16 protein-coding genes, 1 pseudogene and 1 riboswitch are annotated in these 17,904 nt (G+C 30.9%); of the genes and pseudogenes, 13 read left to right on the top strand and 4 right to left on the bottom strand.

The genetic code is table 11. From position 1 onward, the window contains the following. The first annotated feature begins 72 nt into the window (after nt 1-72). Nucleotides 73-1,650, top strand: a complete 1,578-nt coding sequence (locus PTZ02_RS13235; RefSeq protein WP_274228272.1) for a MutS-related protein — start codon at nt 73-75, stop codon at nt 1,648-1,650. Nucleotides 1,651-1,693: 43 nt separating this feature from the next. Here the strand turns inward: PTZ02_RS13235 and PTZ02_RS13230 are convergent, their stop codons facing one another. Further along, nucleotides 1,694-2,221, bottom strand: a complete 528-nt coding sequence (locus PTZ02_RS13230) for a nitroreductase family protein (protein WP_274228271.1) — start codon at nt 2,219-2,221, stop codon at nt 1,694-1,696. Nucleotides 2,222-2,351: 130 nt separating this feature from the next. Then, on the bottom strand, nt 2,352-3,413 hold the full coding sequence (locus tag PTZ02_RS13225) for a lactonase family protein (RefSeq protein WP_274228270.1): 1,062 nt from the start codon (nt 3,411-3,413) through the stop codon (nt 2,352-2,354). Nucleotides 3,414-3,501: 88 nt separating this feature from the next. Here PTZ02_RS13225 and PTZ02_RS13220 point away from each other — a divergent pair, with 88 nt between their 5' ends. The 8 genes and pseudogenes from PTZ02_RS13220 to PTZ02_RS13185 all read left to right on the top strand — a co-directional run bounded on the left by PTZ02_RS13220 (nt 3,502) and on the right by PTZ02_RS13185 (nt 10,257). Next, nucleotides 3,502-4,215 (top strand): Crp/Fnr family transcriptional regulator, encoded by a 714-nt coding sequence (locus tag PTZ02_RS13220; protein WP_274228269.1) that lies wholly within the window; start codon nt 3,502-3,504, stop codon nt 4,213-4,215. Nucleotides 4,216-4,360: 145 nt separating this feature from the next. Beyond that, nucleotides 4,361-5,059: an iron-sulfur cluster repair di-iron protein gene (ric, locus tag PTZ02_RS13215; protein ID WP_274228268.1), complete on the top strand. Its 699-nt coding sequence runs from the start codon at nt 4,361-4,363 to the stop codon at nt 5,057-5,059. 14 nt (nt 5,060-5,073) lie between these two features. Then, nucleotides 5,074-5,829 (top strand): DUF438 domain-containing protein, encoded by a 756-nt coding sequence (locus PTZ02_RS13210; protein WP_274228267.1) that lies wholly within the window; start codon nt 5,074-5,076, stop codon nt 5,827-5,829. Between the two features lie 51 nt (nt 5,830-5,880). After that, nucleotides 5,881-5,995, top strand: a riboswitch (FMN riboswitch). Nucleotides 5,996-6,227: 232 nt separating this feature from the next. Continuing rightward, a complete protein-coding gene (gene ribD / locus PTZ02_RS13205; RefSeq protein WP_274228266.1) occupies nt 6,228-7,310 on the top strand; it encodes a bifunctional diaminohydroxyphosphoribosylaminopyrimidine deaminase/5-amino-6-(5-phosphoribosylamino)uracil reductase RibD in 1,083 nt (360 codons plus the stop codon). A gap of 17 nt (nt 7,311-7,327) precedes the next feature. After that, entirely contained in the window at nt 7,328-7,981 is a 654-nt protein-coding gene (locus PTZ02_RS13200; protein WP_274228465.1) for a riboflavin synthase, read from the top strand. 17 nt (nt 7,982-7,998) lie between these two features. Then, nucleotides 7,999-8,604 (top strand): annotated as a pseudogene (gene ribB / locus PTZ02_RS13195) (3,4-dihydroxy-2-butanone-4-phosphate synthase); the annotation flags it as partial. Between the two features lie 21 nt (nt 8,605-8,625). Beyond that, entirely contained in the window at nt 8,626-9,087 is a 462-nt protein-coding gene (gene ribH, locus PTZ02_RS13190; RefSeq protein ID WP_274228265.1) for a 6,7-dimethyl-8-ribityllumazine synthase, read from the top strand. Nucleotides 9,088-9,297: 210 nt separating this feature from the next. Further along, nucleotides 9,298-10,257, top strand: a complete 960-nt coding sequence (locus PTZ02_RS13185) for an IS1/IS1595 family N-terminal zinc-binding domain-containing protein (RefSeq protein ID WP_274228264.1) — start codon at nt 9,298-9,300, stop codon at nt 10,255-10,257. 151 nt (nt 10,258-10,408) lie between these two features. On the opposite strand, the gene proC is transcribed toward PTZ02_RS13185, so the two are convergent. Further along, entirely contained in the window at nt 10,409-11,224 is an 816-nt protein-coding gene (proC, locus tag PTZ02_RS13180; protein WP_274228263.1) for a pyrroline-5-carboxylate reductase, read from the bottom strand. Nucleotides 11,225-11,309: 85 nt separating this feature from the next. After that, the gene (locus PTZ02_RS13175) at nt 11,310-12,080 is read right to left on the bottom strand and encodes a DODA-type extradiol aromatic ring-opening family dioxygenase (RefSeq protein WP_274228262.1); all 771 of its coding nucleotides are present in this window, start codon (nt 12,078-12,080) and stop codon (nt 11,310-11,312) included. A 418-nt stretch (nt 12,081-12,498) separates the two neighbouring features. On the opposite strand from PTZ02_RS13175, the gene PTZ02_RS13170 reads away from it, so the two are divergent. From PTZ02_RS13170 to PTZ02_RS13155, 4 genes are all read left to right on the top strand, one after another. Beyond that, nucleotides 12,499-12,966 (top strand): MarR family winged helix-turn-helix transcriptional regulator, encoded by a 468-nt coding sequence (locus PTZ02_RS13170; protein ID WP_274228261.1) that lies wholly within the window; start codon nt 12,499-12,501, stop codon nt 12,964-12,966. Between the two features lie 29 nt (nt 12,967-12,995). Further along, nucleotides 12,996-14,723, top strand: a complete 1,728-nt coding sequence (locus PTZ02_RS13165) for an ABC transporter ATP-binding protein (RefSeq protein ID WP_274228260.1) — start codon at nt 12,996-12,998, stop codon at nt 14,721-14,723. Next, on the top strand, nt 14,720-16,897 hold the full coding sequence (locus PTZ02_RS13160) for an ABC transporter ATP-binding protein (RefSeq protein WP_274228259.1): 2,178 nt from the start codon (nt 14,720-14,722) through the stop codon (nt 16,895-16,897). Before PTZ02_RS13165 ends, PTZ02_RS13160 begins: the two co-directional genes overlap by 4 nt. A gap of 117 nt (nt 16,898-17,014) precedes the next feature. Beyond that, nucleotides 17,015-17,728, top strand: coding sequence for a lysophospholipid acyltransferase family protein (locus PTZ02_RS13155; protein WP_274228258.1), 714 nt, complete (start codon nt 17,015-17,017; stop codon nt 17,726-17,728). The last annotated feature ends 176 nt before the right edge of the window (nt 17,729-17,904 follow it).

Here is a 17,904-nt window from a genome sequence, read left to right as displayed (position 1 = left end):
ACCATATTTACCATAATTTATTATAAGTATGCTATAATAGGTTATGGTAATTTTATATTTGGAGGAACTTTTATGTTTGGATTTAATAAACAGCAAATGATAGGACTTATAAACTCTTATTGGCCTAAAAGTCATAAATCCAAGAGGAATCTTGAGAAGATAAAAGAAGACTGCAACATAATAAGAAGTGTAGAAAAAGAAGAAAATTACATAAATGATCAAAGCTTCGATGATTTATCAATGGAGGAAGTATTTAAGACCGTTGATAGAACCAATAGTTCTCCTGGCGAGGCAATGCTTATGTACACTTTAACAAATCCTATTTTTGATATTAAGGAGCTTGAAAAGAGAGATAAAATAGTTGATGAAATAAAAGAGAATAAAAACTTAAGAGATAAGTTAAATTACTTATTTTTTGATTTAGGTAGAGAAGGGAAAAGGGAAGTGCTTTCTTTTATACTTGATGATAAAAAAGGAAGTAAGCTTAAGAGATTAGTATATATGATAATAGGGAGCCTTATTCCGTTATGTATACTGGGAGCTATTTGGATAGATTTAAGATTTATATTTTTGGCTTTGGTTGTTTATCTTGTAAATATAGAGATACATTATCATAGGGAAAATAAATATGAACTTTGGAATATACCTTACTTGGCTAAACTTATAAGTACATTGAAAAAGGTTAAGGAAATAGATGATTATGAATTTAGAGAATTTAGGGATAAGGCCTGTGATATTTATGAAAGAATAAAGCCTATAAATAAAGAGATGTTCTATATATCAAAAAGTGAGGAGGTAGATTCACTACTAGATTTAATATTTCTATTTTTCTTACTTCAAGAAAGAGGATATTATAAGTTTATTGAAATATTGCCTAAGTATAGAGAAGATTTATATGAAGCATATAAATTAATAGGAGAAATAGATACTTATTGCTCTATTGCTGCCTTAAGAGAGGATTTGAGGTATTATTCTAAACCTGAGTTTAATAAGAAGAAAGAGATAAAAATTGAAGAAGGATATCATATATTATTAGAAAATCCAATTGCAAACTCTATAGAAGTTAATAAAACGGGAGCAATAATAACAGGAAGTAATATGTCAGGAAAATCAACATTCCTAAAGATGGTTTCGTTAAATTGTCTTTTTGCTCAAACATTATATACTTGTACCTCAAAAAGATATGAAGGAGACCTTTTTCATATAATAACCTCATTAAATCCTAAGGAAGATATTTTAGAGGGAAGAAGTTATTATTTGGGTGAGGCTAAGGCTATATTGAATATTCTTCAAGAACAAGAAAAAGGCAAGAATGTTGTTTGTTTTATAGATGAGATATTTAGAGGAACTAATCCATTAGAGAGAATCAGTGCATCTAGAGCGTTGCTTAATTACTTTCATAAAGCAAAAGTACTATGTCTTATTTCTACTCATGATATAGAAATAACAAGATCTTTTGATGATAAATATAATTTCTATCATTTTGAAGATGATGTTAGTAAAGAAAAAGGATTAATTTTTGATTATCATATTAAGAGAGGAATAGGAACTAAAAGTAATGCTATTAAGCTTCTTGAATATATAGGTTATCCCGAAGAGATAACAAAAGAAGCAAATGAAACCATAGAAGAATTAAGAAAACTTATATAAGTATAAAAAAATCGCACTAAGTTTTTAGTGCGATTTTTATTCTTTATTTTATTATGTTAACAGTTCCTTCTTTTCTTGGAGTATTTGCAGGTGCAACCTTATATCCAAAAACACCTGACCCTATTATTGAATATCCTTCAGGTAAATTAAGTTCTTTTATTAATTCTTTACCTTCTTCAGTAGTATATAAAGCTTTTACTGCATGTATCCAGCAAGAACCGATTCCTAGAGATTCTGCTGCTAAGAACATATTACCTAAGGCAAGGGCTCCATCTATTTCTGGAGCTATAGCTTTAGCATCACTAGAAACAACTATAAGTGTAGGTGCATTATAAAAAAGATCTAAATCTTTGTTGTTATCCCTTTGCATAGCTTTCTTACAGAAATCATTTAGTTTTCCTATAAGTTCTTTATTTTGAACTACAGTAAAGTTCCAAGGCTTTTGATTCATTGCACTAGGAGCAAGGTTTCCAGCTCTTAATATCTCATTTAATTCCTCATCTTTAATTTGTTCTGGCTTATAAGCACGAATGCTTCTTCTTGCTTCAATTGCTTTCAAAACTTCATTCATTTTAATACCTCCAATAATGTTTATAATTTTACATTTAATATTTATTATAGAGCAAAATTAATATATTGGAAGTATGCACTTATTAGTTAGTTAGTATACAAAAGGGAAGCATAGGAATTTAATTCAATTATTATAGGAATTTAACACATACTGGAGTAGGAATTGAAACTTCTTGCTCAAGTTTAGTTAATAATCCAGATACAATATCTCTAGAAAATAAAGTTAAGTTATCTGTATCCTGGTTAGCAACTACTACAAATTTGCCTGTCGGATCTAAATCAAAGTCTCTTGGACCTTTTCCAGCAACAGATGTAGTAGCTTTTAATTCGATTTCTCCAGAATGAGTATCTACAGAAAATACTGCAATAGAGTCATGTCCTCTATTTGAAGTATAAAGGAATTTTCCATCTGGTGATAAATGAATTGCAGCTCCAATACTTTCACCTTCAAAATCATCTGGTAGAGCTGAAACTTTTTGCTTTATTTTATAAGAATTATCATCAGAACATTTTTCTAGTACAAAAACTTCTGATGAAAGTTCTGATAATAAGTACGCAAAATTCATAGATGGATGGAAGGTTAAGTGTCTAGGACCTGCACCAGCAGGTAAAGCAATAGTATTTTCAGAATCGTAAACTAATGAGCCATTATTAACAGAATAGCTTACAACTTTATCAATACCTAAGTCTACTGCAAAAAGATTCTTTTCATCTGGAGTTAATTCAACATAATGAACATGAGCTTTTTCTTGTCTATCTTTATTTGGGCCTGATCCTTCATGAATTTTTACTGAAATTGGGTCGCTAAGAACTCCGCTTTCATTAACAGAGTAGGATCTAACTTCTCCTGTATGATAATTTGCTGAAAATAAGTAATCCTTATCATTGTTCATGCTAACATGACAAGCAGGAGCTCCAGGAGATACCTGACTATTTATAAAAGTTAATTCTCCAGTTTCTTTATTTATAGAAAAGCTAGCTACACCACCATTATCCCCTTCTTTAGTTACAGCAAAAAGTCTGTTATTTTTACTGTCTAAAGTAATGTAGGTAGGGTTGTCTAATTCCCCAGCAACTTTTAAATCTTCTAGTTTACCATTTAAATTATCTAGAGTAAGTGTATATATACCCTTACTACCAGTCTTAGTATATGTACCAATATAAATTCTCACTTTATCTTCATGTTTTACCATAGTAATAGCCTCCTATTAATTATATAATGTAAGTATATTATATCATATTGATTTTACAGAGTAACTTTATTTAAATAGAGGTGAACATATGAAAGTTTGTAATTGTGGCAATTGTAATCATAGCGATTTGTGTGTAAAGAAGGTTCCCATATTCTCATTTTTATCAGAAGATGAATTAAAAGAAATAAAGGATATGACTGGACATAAAGAATATAAAAATGGTGAAATACTTTGTCAGGAAGGGGAACGCTCTGAAACATTATTTATTATAAATGAAGGTAAAGTTAAGCTTTCCAGAATAACTAAGGATGGAAAAGAACAGATTATAAGAATTCTTTCAGAAGGTGAGTTTTTTGGAGAACTTAATCTATTTACAGATGAGAATATATATAAATTTACTGTAATAGCTATTAGCAAAGTTAAGATATGCACATTGACTAAAGAAGATATGGATAAGATATTAGAAAAAAATTCTGCTATTGCATTTAAGATATTAAAGGAAGTTACTAAAAAGCTTTCTGAAACAGAGGAACTAGCGCAAAACCTGGCAACGAATGATGCGGAAATAAGAATAGCTCATATGCTTTTAGAATTCTTAGAGAAGTATGGGGAAGAAAAGGATGGAGTAAGCCAAATAAAGCTTCCCATAAATAGAGAAGAAATGGCTAATTACACAGGGTTAACGAGGGAAACTATAAGCAGAAAACTTTCTAAGTTAGAAGACTCAGGGGTAATTTCACTTAAGGGAAATAAGATTATAGTTGTAAATGATAAGGAAGCATTAATTGAATATGTTGAATAAATAATAGGATAAAAAATCAATTTCCACTCAATAATAAGAGGTTGATTTTTTATCTTTTTTTATTTGTGATTTAAATCATATTTTAAAATTTAAAATTGGATTAATATTAACTCATAAAGAGAAGAAATTCAGGAGGTTATTATTTATGAGTAGAGTTATAAATGAAAATTTAAAGCTAGGTGAGGTAGTTTCAATTTTCCCAGACTCAACAAAAATATTTAATGATATAAAGATAGATTATTGTTGTGGAGGACATGATAGTTTAGGAGCAGCATTAAGAGAAAAGGCATTAAATGTTGATGTTTTTGTTGATAAGTTAAATGAAGAATATGAAAAGTTCAAAAATTCAAATAGTGAATATATCGACTGGAGAGAAGTTGATTCAATTAAACTAATTGAAAATGTAGTTAATACACACCATGCGTATACTTTTAGAAGTATTAAAGAAATAGATGAACTTTTATTAAAAATACTTAAAGTTCACTTTGAACATCATAGTGAAGAATTACTTAAAGTTCATAGGCTATTTGGAAGCTTAAAAGTTGAATTAGAAGAGCATTTAATAAAAGAAGAGAAAAATCTATTCCCATTAATGGAAAGATATTTTATTGCTAAAGATGAAAATCTAAGAATAGAAGTTAAGAAATATATAGAAGAGACTGAAGCAGAGCATGATGGGGCAGGAGATATCCTAAAGGAACTAGAAGAGGTTACTAGAGATTTTAAAGCACCAGAAGGAGCATGCACAACTTTTAAACTTGTATATAACAAGTTACACGATTTAGAGAAAGATTTATTTATTCATATTTATAAAGAAAACAGTATATTGTTTCAAAGGGTATAGTGGAGGAGAATAAAATGAACAAGGAAAGAATAGAGAATTTATCAGTAATACTAAAGAAATTAAATCAAGAAGGAGCAACTGAGGAAATTAGACAAGAGGCATTAAATATAGTTAAAGAAATAAGTCCAGTTGAATTATCTATAGCAGAACAAAATCTTATAGAAGAAGGAATGAATCCTCAAGAATTAAGAGGCCTATGTGAAGTCCATATGGAAGTTCTTAAGGATGAATTGGATAAGATCAAGACAAGCATTACTGAGGGACACGTTTTAAATACTATGATAGAAGAGCATGAAGAAATCTTAAAGCTCTTAAAGAGACTTGAGGCATTAAACAATAAGATTCAAAAGATGGATAATTATGATGAGGAAGGTAATATAGCTAAAGAGCTAGTTGAGTTAGCTGATAATATATTAGATGCTGAGAATCATCATCAAAGAGAAGAACAAGTACTTTTCCCTGAAATGGAAGCTTTAGGGGTAACTGGTCCTACAAGAATTATGAAAATGGAACATGAGGATTTAAGAGAGAAAAAGAGAAGAATAAAATCTCTTGGAGAGAATGCTAAATATGTAAATTTTGAAGCATTTAAGTCAGATTTAGATGAAACAGCAAAATACCTTATATTTAATCTAAGAGATCATATATTTAAAGAAAATTACATTCTATATCCTTCTGCGCTTGAAACTATTAAAGAGGATAGCAAATGGGAGGAAATGAAAGATAGATGTGATAAAATAGGATATTGTGGATTTACACCTAGTCACTAATTAATTGACAAGCTAATGACGTTAATATATGCTTTTAGTATAAAATTATATATAGGTCTTCAGGGCAGGGTGAAATTCCCTACCGGCGGTAAAGCCCGCGAGCTATTTTAGCAGATTCGGTGAGATTCCGAGGCCGACAGTAAAGTCTGGATGAAAGAAGATTATTAAGGTATAGTAAGCAGTATCTATGTTTACCATATAAATTAATTGAATGTATAGCTCTGAAATTTTATAATTTCAGAGCTTTTTGTTTATCTATTGTGGAAAAAGACTATAGTTTTTTTATTCACTGTGGATAATATTTGATTTTAATGCCCTGAGTTTTAATAACTCAGGTTTTTTTTATTTAAAAAAGGAAAAAATAATTTTGATATTGGTCTTTAAAGGGAGGAGATTTAGTGGATGTGTTTTACATGAGAAAAGCACTAGAGTTAGCTAGAAAAGGAGTAGGTAAAGTTAATCCTAATCCTTTGGTAGGTGCAATAATAGTAAAAGATAATAAGATAATCGGGCAAGGATATCATGAATTTTATGGGGGACCTCATGCAGAGGTAAATGCATTATCCAGTGCTGTGGAGAGTGTGGAAGGTTCTACAGTTTATGTAACACTAGAGCCTTGTCATCACTATGGTAAAACTCCACCATGTGTTGATGCATTAATAAAAAATAAAGTTGCTAAAGTTGTTATAGGACAAAAGGATCCTAATCCATTAGTAGCAGGGAAAAGCATCAATAAGTTATTAGAACATGGGATAGAAGTAGAAGTAGGAATACTAGAGGAAGAATGCAAAAAACTAAATGAAGTGTTTAATAAGTTCATAGTAACTAAAAAGCCATTTGTTGTATTAAAATCAGCCATAAGTTTAGATGGCAAGATAGCAACACATACAGGGGAGTCAAAGTGGATTACAGGAGAAGAGGCTAGGGAAGAAGTTCAAGAACTTAGAAACTCATTATCAGGAATAATGGTCGGAGTAGACACCGTGATAATGGATAATCCTCTTTTAACTTGTAGAATGGCTAATGGAAGAAATCCAAAAAGAATTATAGTTGATAGTAGACTGAGAATTCCACTAGATTCAAAAGTTTTAGTGGTAAATGAAGATTCAAATTGTATTATAGCTACAACTCAAAAGGCTCCAAAAGAAAAAGTTGATATTCTAAGAAATAAGGGCATAGAAGTTATTATCTTGCCAGAGAAAGATGGAAAGGTAAATCTTAAGGATTTAGTTGTTGAACTTGGAAAGAAAAACATTGACGGAATTTTATTGGAGGGTGGCGGAACCTTAAACTTCTCAGCATTAAAAGAGGGAATAGTTGATAAGGTGCAATATTATATTTCACCTAAGATAATTGGAGGAAGGGATGCCAAAACTTCAGTAGAAGGAGAAGGCGTTAATAAAATAGAGGAATGTTTTAGATTAAATAAGGTTACAACCAGAATTGTTGGGGAAGATATTTTAGTGGAAGGTTATATATAGGAAGGTGGTTAATGACTTTGTTTACAGGAATCGTAGAAGAAATAGGATTTGTAGAATCTATTGAGAAGTCTGGTGATGGAGCAAGAATAAAAATTAGGGCTAAAAAAGTGCTTGAGGATAGCAAGAGGGGGGATAGCATCAGTACAAACGGAGTTTGTTTAACAGTTACTGATTTCTGGAGTGATGGATATTACTCAGATGTTATGGCAGAAACCATGAGGAGAAGTAATCTTGGTGAATGCAAAACTGGATCGAAAGTAAATCTTGAAAGAGCATTAAAGGCAAGTGATAGGTTAGGAGGACATATTGTTAGTGGACACATTGATGGAGTTGGAATCATTACATCAAATGAGAAAGAGTCAAATGCTGTATGGGTAACCATAAAGGCGCCTAAAGAAATACTTAAATATATCGTGGAAAAAGGCTCGATAGCTATAGATGGAATAAGCTTAACAGTTGCTTATGTTGATAATGAAGTTTTCAAGGTTTCTATAATACCTCATACAGGAGAGGAAACAACACTTCTTAATAAGAAAAAAGGGCATTATGTTAATTTGGAATGTGATGTAATAGGCAAATACGTTGAGAAACTTTTAGGAATAAATAAAGGAAAAGAAGAAAAGAAAAAAAGCTCTATATCAATGGAGTTTTTGATGGAAAATGGATTTTAGAATAGTGGAGGGGTAAGATGTTTAAGTTTAATACTGTAGAAGAAGCTATAGAAGATATTAAAGCAGGAAAAATTATAGTAGTAATTGATAATGAAGATAGGGAAAATGAAGGGGACCTTTTAATGGCAGCCGAGAAAGCTAAGCCAGAGGATATTAATTTTATGGCTACCTATGGAAGAGGTCTTATTTGTACACCATTAGAAGAAAGTTTGACTAAAAAGTTAGATATTAATGCAATGGTTGAGAATAATACTGATAATCATGGAACAGCCTTTACGGTTTCTGTAGATCATATAAGTACAACAACTGGTATATCAGCATTTGAAAGAGCAGAAACAATAGTTAAATTACTTGATGAATCATCTAAACCAGAGGATTTTAGAAGACCAGGGCATGTGTTTCCCTTAGTTGCTAAAAATGGAGGAGTTTTAGAGAGACCAGGACATACGGAAGCAGCTGTAGATTTACCAAGACTAGCAGGGTTAAAACCAGCAGGGGTAATTTGTGAAATTATGAATGATGATGGAACAATGGCGAGAACAGGGGACTTAATGAAATATGTTGAAAAACATGGACTTAAGATAATTACAATTGAAGCGCTAATAGCGTATAGAAAACAAAACAATTTATAGGAGGATGTAATTATGAAGAATTATGAAGGTAATTTAGTAGCAAAGGGTCTGAAGTTTGGTATTGTAGTGGGAAGATTTAATGAACTTATTGGTTCAAAACTTTTAAGTGGAGCATTAGATGGTTTAAAAAGACATGGTGCTAATGATGAAGATATTGAAATAGCATGGGTTCCAGGGGCATTTGAAACACCACTAATTGCAAAGAAAATGGCTGAAAGTAAGAAATATGATGCTGTTTTATGTTTAGGAGCAGTAATTAGAGGAGCAACACCACACTTTGATTATGTGTGTGCAGAAGCTTCAAAAGGAATCGCTAATGTTTCTTTAAATACAGGTATTCCAGTAATGTTTGGAATATTAACAACAGACTCAATAGAGCAAGCAATAGAAAGAGCAGGAACTAAAGCAGGAAACAAAGGTTATGATGCAGCTGTTTCTGCAATAGAAATGGCAAATTTAATAAAAGAATTTTAAATGATTTTTGAGGAGTACTAAGACATTTATGGTTTTGGTACTCTTTTTATATTGTATATATATCATTTCTCCAATCCATACGGACTGTTAAACAGAAGTGTTGAAATGTGTATAAAGGTCCTGAAAATAAATAAGCCTCAATATAAAAAACATTGATTACACACTTCAATAATGGTCAAGAATTTAATAAAAGAATTGGAGGAGTGCATGATGGGGCTACTTGGAAACAAATTAAATGAGAATATAGCAGAAAATATTGATTTTGAAAATAGTATAGCAACCATTCTTATTAATAAAGAAGTTAAATGCCCTAGATGTTTCTCTAATGATATCAGCAAAAATGGGAAAACAAAGGCTTTGAGACAAAGATATATTTGCAAAGATTGTGGCAAAAGTTTTTCTGAGATGACTGGAACTCCAGTAAGTTATAGTAAGAAGGAACTTAAACAGTGGGCTGAATATACCCACTATATGAGCGAAGGTATGACCTTAAGAGAGATATCAAAGATGTTAAAAATAAGCCTAGTTACAAGTTTTCAGTGGAGGCACAAAATTTTAAGTTCGGTAGAACATAGAATAAAAGATAAGGAGTTTTCAAAGATTGTTCAAATCGATGAACTTAGAATGAAGGAAAATTTTAAAGGGAATCACTCTAAAAGTAAGAGTTTCAAGGTATTAAGTGATAGCTATATAGTTGATAATGAAATATTTAGAAGAAGTTTTATATCAATTCTTAACTGCAGGGATTTATTAGATAATAAATATTTAAAGGCAGTATCAAAAGGGTATATTAGCAGAGAAGTACTGGATAAGCATTTAGAAAGCAAGATGAAAAAGGTTAAGATTATTGGTGTATGTAGGAATTTGCTTTATGTTAATTTTGCTAAGAAAAATAATTTGAAGATTTGCATGGATGGGAGTTCTAAATACAATGTCAAGGATGTGGATATTAGGTTAGTTAGAAGACAAGGGGTATTGTTTAAGCAATTTATCAGAAATTTTAGGGGTGTTGCAACTAAATATATTAGTTTTTATATAAATTGGTTTAGGATGATTATTGATAAATATGACATTCGTAAAGTTTTATTAGATTCGTGTATAAGAGGTAACCGAAAACTAATAAACTTGGATTTCAAGTTCGTGAAATTTAATGGAATAAATCAAATATAAAATTTAAAATATAACTGTTTTTCATTTCAACACTTTTCTTTAACAGTGTATAGGGTTTGAGATATTATTAAATAAGGTACATATAAATAAAAATATTAAATAAAGAAAAAAGCTCAGAGCAAGCAGGAATTATGACTCTGAACTTTAATGTTTACTTTTTTGAATTAGACATATTAATAGCTTTTTCAGTACATAGGTCAATTGCTTCTATGACAGCGCCTCTAAAACCATTTCTTTCGAGAGAATAAACAGCTTCAATAGTGGTACCGGCAGGAGAACAAACCATGTCTTTTAATGCACCTGGATGAATCCCTGATTCTAAAACCATTTTAGCAGAACCTAAAACTGCTTGAGCTGCAATTTTATAAGCTTTTTCTCTTGGTACACCGTGAAGAACTGCCCCGTCTGCCATAGCTTCTATAAACATATAAACCATAGCTGGAGAAGAACCGCCTATAGCTAAAGCCTTATCAATCATTGGCTCATCCACGATCTCTGTTTTGCCAACCTTATTGAACATATCTACTATGTAGTTAAATTCATTTTCAGAAACAAGAGAATTTTTGCATAACATAGTTAAACTTTCACCAACAAGAGCAGCCGTATTTGGCATTATTCTTATAATTTTTGCATCCTTACCTAAGTTATCCTCAAGATATTTTATCGTAATTCCTGCTGCAATAGTAACAATAACAGCATTCTTATTAATTGAAGATTTTATCTCAGGAATTACATCATTAAAGAATTGTGGTTTAACAGCCAAAACAATAATGTCTGAAGACATTGCAACTGCTTTGTTATCTCTTATAACATTGATTCCAAACGTTTCTTTTACAGATTGTAATGTTTTATCTGAAAGAGCTGAAGCAGTAATATCTTTTGGAGATATAAAATTAGAAGATATAATACCTCCAATAATCGCCTTTGCCATATTACCACAGCCTATAAAACCTATTTTTTTGTTCATAAATAAACCCCCTTATGATTAATAAAATTATTTTATCATAAAAGGGGATTTATAGTATAGGGAGTAAAAACTAAGTGATATATATTTAATTAAATCTCCATATATCTAAGGCTAAGTTTCCAAATTGGTAAGCACCAATTAGATGTTCAGGCACCTTATTATTATCTCCAGCTCCCATAGCAATTAAGAGAGGAATAAAATGCTCATTTCTAGGAACAGCTAAATTAGCATTTGGAGCTAAGTTTTCATAATTAAAGAGATTATCTGTATTCCAATCTAAAATAGTATTTTGAATCCAATTATTAAATTCCTTTGCCCAAGGAGTAACTGAATTACTATAATAATCAACCTCTCTTAAGTTGTGAACAATACCGCCACTGCCTATTATAAGAATACCTTCCTCTTTAAGTGGTTCTAGAGCTTTCCCAATATCATATTGATCGGAATTTGATAGATATGGATTAACAGACATAGTTACAACAGGAATATCAATAGTTGGATACATTAATTTGAGTACAGACCAAGCTCCATGATCTATTCCTCTTTTGTTATCAAACTTACTCTTAATATTACTAGAGTCTAACAAATTCTTAATCCTATTTGCTAAATCTAAATTTGAGTTTGCAGTATAGTATTCATTATAGAGCTTATCTTCAAATCCATAAAAGTCATATATCATGGAATAAGGTGAGGAAGTACCAATAAGTTGAGTGTTTGATTCCCAGTGAGCCGAAAAAATAATAACTCCTTTTGGTTTAGGTATGGATTTACTATAATCTTTCAAATATTGAGTATATTTATTATCATCGTATATCATGTTTGGTGCTCCATGAGCAATAAAAAGACTTGATATCATAAAAAAACACATCCTTTAAATAATTAACTAATATTTAGTTATTAACTATTATATAATAATTATTATCAATAAGCAATAATATATAAAGAAATTTTCTAAAACATTTTAGCTATAATTATGAACAAAGTTGAAGAAAATGAATATGATTATAAAGTATAATTAATTTGCTTGCCTAACTAAAATATTTAAGAAAAAGTATATAAAAATTTTATAAGAAAATATTTACATTCGCATGAAATAAGCATTTGGAAATCCATAGAGATACACTGAAATACTAGAGGAATAGCTGAGTTGTAGAGGTGAAAAGGTTTTGTTAATAGATTATTAATAAGTTTATCTTATAAAGATGTTGACTAAAAAAATTTCGGGTGTTAATATTATAAATAGTTAGTCACCTAACTAATTGGAGGTGAGTTAAGTGGAAGAAAATTATGGAGATTCATTATATGGTATCTTTTCTCAAGTAATAAAATTGAATTTTCATAGAGCTCATAAGTTGTTGGAAACCATTGGATTACATCCTGGGCAAGCACATTTGTTAGGGGTAGTAGGTCACAATGAAGGCATTAGTCAAAATCAACTTGCAAAGACTTTAAATGTTAAGCCTGCAACCGTTACTGGGATGATTAAAAAGATTGAGAAAGCAGGACTTATTGAGAGAAAGAGTGATGAACAAGATCAAAGAGTTCTTAGAGTATATACTACTAAAGAAGGAAAAGAGCTTAGTTTAAAACTTAAAAGGTTCTATGATGAAATTAAAAAAGATTGTTTTAAGGGTTTCACAGATGAAGAACTAATATTATTTCGCAGATTATTGATGCAAATGAAAGATAACCTAGTGAAAATTAATGGAGAAGAATGTAGTCAGGGATTTTCAGAATTTTAAGCAAGACTATATGAATGGAGATGAAGCAAATGATCAAGTTATTAAGATTTTTAAAGAAATATTCACTGCAAGTTTGCGCAATACTAGTGCTTATATTTTTGCAAGTGATGGCAGAATTAAATTTGCCAAATATAATGTCAAGTATAGTTGATACTGGTATAGTGAATAGCGATGTAGACTATATACTTAAAGAAGGTGGAATAATGCTGCTAGTGGCACTTGGAAGTGCAGCATGTTCAGTGCTTGCGGCTCTTTATTCGTCAAAGGTTGCATTAGCATTTTCAAAAGATATAAGAAGAGAAGTATTTACACATGTTGAGGGATTTGCCCTTAATGAATTTAATAAGATACCAACTTCTTCACTTATTACTAGAACCACAAATGATATTACTCAAGTTCAAACAGTAATGGTTATGGGATTAAGAATGCTTGTAATGGCACCAATTATGTTTGTAGGGGCACTTATTATGGCTCTTTCAAAAGATGTATATCTTTCAAGAGTTATAGCAGTAGCAATACCATTAGTATTAGCTATGATGATTTTTGTAGCTGTAAAAGGAATGCCACTATTCAAGAGTATGCAAAAGAAAGTAGATAAATTAAACCTTGTAGTTAGAGAAGGTCTTTCAGGTATAAGGGTTATTCGTGCATTTAACAGAACAGATTTTGAAAAAGACAGATTTAAAGATGCAAATAGAGACTTAACTGATACAGCAATAAAAGTTAATAAATTAATGGCAGTATTAATGCCATTGATGATGTTAATATTTAACGTAATGGCAGTAGGAATACTTTGGTTTGGAGCAAATCGTATAGATTTAGGAGAAATGAAAGTTGGAGACTTAATGGCATTTATTCAATATTCAATGCAAATTATGTTCTCAGTAGTAATGGTTGCAATGATGTTTATTTTAATACCAAGAGCTTCTGCATCAGCAGTAAGAATAAATGAAGTATTAGAATTAAAACCAGAAATACTAGATCCAGAAGTTCCAGATAACAGCCATGAAGAACATGGACATGTAGAATTTAAAGATGTTGTATTTAGATATCCTGGAGCAGAAGAGGCAGTTTTAGATGGTATATCTTTCGATGCAAAACCTGGTGAAACTACAGCTATAATAGGAAGTACAGGATCAGGAAAATCAGCATTAATTAACTTGATTCCACGTTTTTATGACATAGAAAGCGGAAACATCTTTGTAGATGGAGTAGATATAAGAAATATTACTCAAGAAAGTTTAAGAAATAAAATAGGAATAGTTCCACAAAAAGCAGTACTATTTTCAGGTACAATTTCAGATAATATAAGATACGGAAAAGATGATGCTACAGATGAAGAAGTTAGACATGCAGCTGAAGTAGCTCAAGCAGCAGATTTCGTTTCTAATATGAATGATGGATATGATTCAATTATAGCTCAAGGTGGTAACAATGTCTCAGGAGGACAAAAACAACGTTTAGCTATAGCAAGAGCTTTAGTAAGAAAGCCTGAAATATATATATTTGATGATAGCTTCTCAGCATTAGATTTTAAAACTGATGCAAAATTAAGAGCAGCACTTAAACATGAAACAGGAGATGCTACAGTATTAATAGTTGCACAAAGAGTAAGTACAGTTATGGATGCAGATAGAATTATAGTATTAGATCAAGGTAAGATAGTAGGAAAAGGAACTCATAAAGAGCTTCTAAGTACTTGTGAAATATACCATGAAATTGTATCTTCACAACTTTCAGAGGAGGAGATATCATGAGTGAAATGAAGAATAATGCACCAAAGAGAAGAGGTCCAATGGGCGGAGGTCCAATGGGCGGCGTTGTAATGGGTGGAGAAAAAGCTAAAGACTTTAAAGGTACAGGAAAAAGATTAGTAGGTTATTTGAAACCACAAATGGTTCGCTTGATAACAGTATTTATAGTAGCTATAATAAGTACTGTATTTACGATAGTAAGTCCTAAGATAATGGGTAAAGCAACAACAAAGTTATTTGATGGATTAATCTCAAAGTATGAATATACTGCAGTTACAGATGCTGTAGAGAAAAGTACTGAGCAAATTAAAACACAAACTGAACAGCAAAAAGCTAAAATCCAAGAGCAAATAAAAGCTCATCCAGAGCAAGCAAAACAAATACAAGCTCAAGCTCAGGCTGAAATGCAAAAAGCATTAGCAGCACAACAAACACCAGACATGCAAGAAAAACAAAAGAAAGTACAAGATATTTTATCAAAGTACATTTCAAATGATGATTTGAAGAAAGCTAATACAGCTATACAATCTGGAGATGTAGATACAGTAAAAACAATATTTTCAGATAATAAGCCAGCTATAGATTTTGAGTATATTAGAAATATACTTACTCTATTAATAGGATTTTATTTAATTAGTGCATTATTCATGTTTATTCAAGGATGGGTAATGTCAGGAGTAGCTCAAAATACAGTTTATGCCATGAGAAAAGACTTAGATGATAAACTTGAAAAGTTACCACTTAAGTACTTTGATGGAAGAACAAAGGGAGAAGTTTTAAGTAGATTTACTAACGATTTAGATACTGTAGGTACAACCCTACAACAATCATTAACTCAGCTTATTACATCAGTAGTAAGTATTGTTGGTATAATAATTATGATGCTTACAATAAGTCCACTTATGACACTTATTGCTATAGCAGTACTACCAGTAAGTATATTTGTAATAAGACCTATACTTGGTAAATCACAAAAATACTTTGCAGCTCAACAAAAACATTTAGGTGAACTAAATGGACATATAGAAGAAATGTATACTGGTCACAATATAGTAAAAGCATTCGGAAGAGAAAAAGCTTCTTTAGAAAAATTCAACAATGTAAATGAAGAATTATATAAAGTTGGATGGAAAGCACAATTTATCTCAGGTTTAATAATGCCACTAATGGGATTTGTAAATAACTTAGGATATGTTGTAGTTTGTGTTACTGGAGGATATCTAGCAACTAAAAAAGCTATTGAAGTTGGAGATATACAAGCATTTATTCAATATATGAGACAATTCTCTCAACCAATAAACCAAACTGCAAATATTGCAAACATTATACAATCTACAGTTGCAGCAGCAGAACGTGTATTTGAGATGTTAGATGAAGTAGAAGAAATTCCAGATCCAGTAGATGCAAAAGTATTAGATAACCCGACAGGTGCAGTTAAATTCGAAAATGTTGACTTTAGTTACAAAGAAGATACTAAGCTTATTGAAAACATGAATATAGATGTTAAACCTGGACAAACAATTGCAATTGTTGGACCAACTGGAGCAGGAAAAACAACATTAGTTAACTTGCTTATGAGATTCTATGAAGTTAATGGTGGAAAGATTACTCTTGATGGAGTAGATATAAGAGAATTAACACGTGAAAATCTACGTAATATATTTGGTATGGTATTACAAGATACTTGGTCATTTAATGGTTCAATAAAAGAAAATATAGCATATGGACGTAAGGGAGCAACCGATGAAGAGATAATAAGAGCTGCTAAGGCTGCACACGCAGACCACTTTATTAGAACTTTAGATCATGGATATGATACAGAGTTAAATGAAGAAGCGTCAAATATATCTCAAGGACAAAAACAATTACTTACTATTGCTAGAGCAATATTAGCTGATCCTGCAATACTAATTCTTGATGAAGCTACAAGTAGCGTTGATACAAGAACAGAAGTATATATTCAAAAGGCAATGAATAACTTAATGAAGGGAAGAACAAGCTTTGTTATAGCACATAGACTTTCCACAATTAAGGATGCAGATTTGATACTTGTTATGAATCAAGGTACAGTAATAGAACAAGGATCTCACAAAGAACTTCTAGAGCAAAATGGTTTCTATGCTGATTTATATAACAGTCAGTTTACAAATGGAGTTTTTGATGAGGAAGCTGTTTAAGAATATAACATTATCTAATATAGAAAGCTGCTGGTAATAACCAGCAGTTTTTTCTTTAACTTATGTAACAAATAGATATATAATATAACTAGACAATATTTGGTGGAGGATAAGATTATGTTTAGGACAATAATATGGTTTGTACATTTTGCTTTAAGCTTAATAGGAACAATACCTAAAATGATTAAGTATAAAGGTGCTGTGGAGAGAGGTAAAACTCCAGAAGAAATCCAAGGAATAAATGAAGTGGTTAGAAAATGGGCTCTATCTCAAATAAAATATAGTGGTGCTAGGGTAACTGTACATGGAGAAGAAAATGTGCCAAAAGACAGGGGAGTACTTTTCATAAGCAATCATCAGGGAAACTTTGATATTCCCCTTTTTATAGGATATATAGATAAACCTAAAGGATTTATAGCTAAAATAGAATTAACTAAGATTCCAATAGTTCATATATGGATGAAGTATATAGACTGTGTTTTTATGGATAGAAGCAGTGTTAGAAAATCTGGTGAGGCAATAGTAGAGGGAATTAAACTTCTTAAGAAAGGAACTTCAATGGTTATTTTCCCAGAAGGAACTAGAAGTAAGGGGGATAAGTTAGGTGAATTTAAGGCAGGAAGTTTTAAGTTAGCAACTAAATCAAAAGTTCCAATTGTTCCAGTTACAATAAAAGGATCTTATAAGTTAATGGAGCAAAATGGAAGTAAGATAAGACCTGCTGATGTAGAACTTTTTATCCATCCTATGATAGAAACAGCAAATTTAACTAAAGAAGAAATGGATGAATTACCAAAAAGAGTTAAGAGCATAATAGCAGAAAAATTATAAAATAAAAAATACATTAAAAAAGGCTGAGATGGAGCAGAATAACGCTTTACCACAGCCTTTTATTGATTTTATCGTAAATTATTTATAGAAATAAAATTCTAAAAATAGTTATATTATGTAGTATTAGTAGTTTTGATTAGTATATCTTTTTCACAAAAGTTATGAAAAAGTATGTA

Source organism: Clostridium sp. 'White wine YQ' (assembly GCF_028728205.1).
Taxonomy (GTDB): Bacteria; Bacillota; Clostridia; order Clostridiales; family Clostridiaceae; genus Clostridium_T.
This window is presented reverse-complemented; position numbering and strand designations above follow the sequence as displayed.

Excerpts from the sequence above, each read along its gene's own strand:
- PTZ02_RS13165 (WP_274228260.1), top strand. The coding sequence starts at position 12,996 with ATGATCAAGTTATTAAGATTTTTAAAGAAATATTCACTGCAAGTTTGC.
- PTZ02_RS13210 (WP_274228267.1), top strand. The coding sequence starts at position 5,074 with ATGAACAAGGAAAGAATAGAGAATTTATCAGTAATACTAAAGAAATTA.
- PTZ02_RS13175 (WP_274228262.1), bottom strand. The coding sequence starts at position 12,080 with ATGATATCAAGTCTTTTTATTGCTCATGGAGCACCAAACATGATATAC.
- proC (WP_274228263.1), bottom strand. The coding sequence starts at position 11,224 with ATGAACAAAAAAATAGGTTTTATAGGCTGTGGTAATATGGCAAAGGCG.
- ric (WP_274228268.1), top strand. The coding sequence starts at position 4,361 with ATGAGTAGAGTTATAAATGAAAATTTAAAGCTAGGTGAGGTAGTTTCA.
- PTZ02_RS13230 (WP_274228271.1), bottom strand. The coding sequence starts at position 2,221 with ATGAATGAAGTTTTGAAAGCAATTGAAGCAAGAAGAAGCATTCGTGCT.
- PTZ02_RS13220 (WP_274228269.1), top strand. The coding sequence starts at position 3,502 with ATGAAAGTTTGTAATTGTGGCAATTGTAATCATAGCGATTTGTGTGTA.
- PTZ02_RS13155 (WP_274228258.1), top strand. The coding sequence starts at position 17,015 with ATGTTTAGGACAATAATATGGTTTGTACATTTTGCTTTAAGCTTAATA.
- PTZ02_RS13235 (WP_274228272.1), top strand. The coding sequence starts at position 73 with ATGTTTGGATTTAATAAACAGCAAATGATAGGACTTATAAACTCTTAT.
- PTZ02_RS13185 (WP_274228264.1), top strand. The coding sequence starts at position 9,298 with ATGGGGCTACTTGGAAACAAATTAAATGAGAATATAGCAGAAAATATT.
- ribH (WP_274228265.1), top strand. The coding sequence starts at position 8,626 with ATGAAGAATTATGAAGGTAATTTAGTAGCAAAGGGTCTGAAGTTTGGT.
- PTZ02_RS13160 (WP_274228259.1), top strand. The coding sequence starts at position 14,720 with ATGAGTGAAATGAAGAATAATGCACCAAAGAGAAGAGGTCCAATGGGC.
- PTZ02_RS13225 (WP_274228270.1), bottom strand. The coding sequence starts at position 3,413 with ATGGTAAAACATGAAGATAAAGTGAGAATTTATATTGGTACATATACT.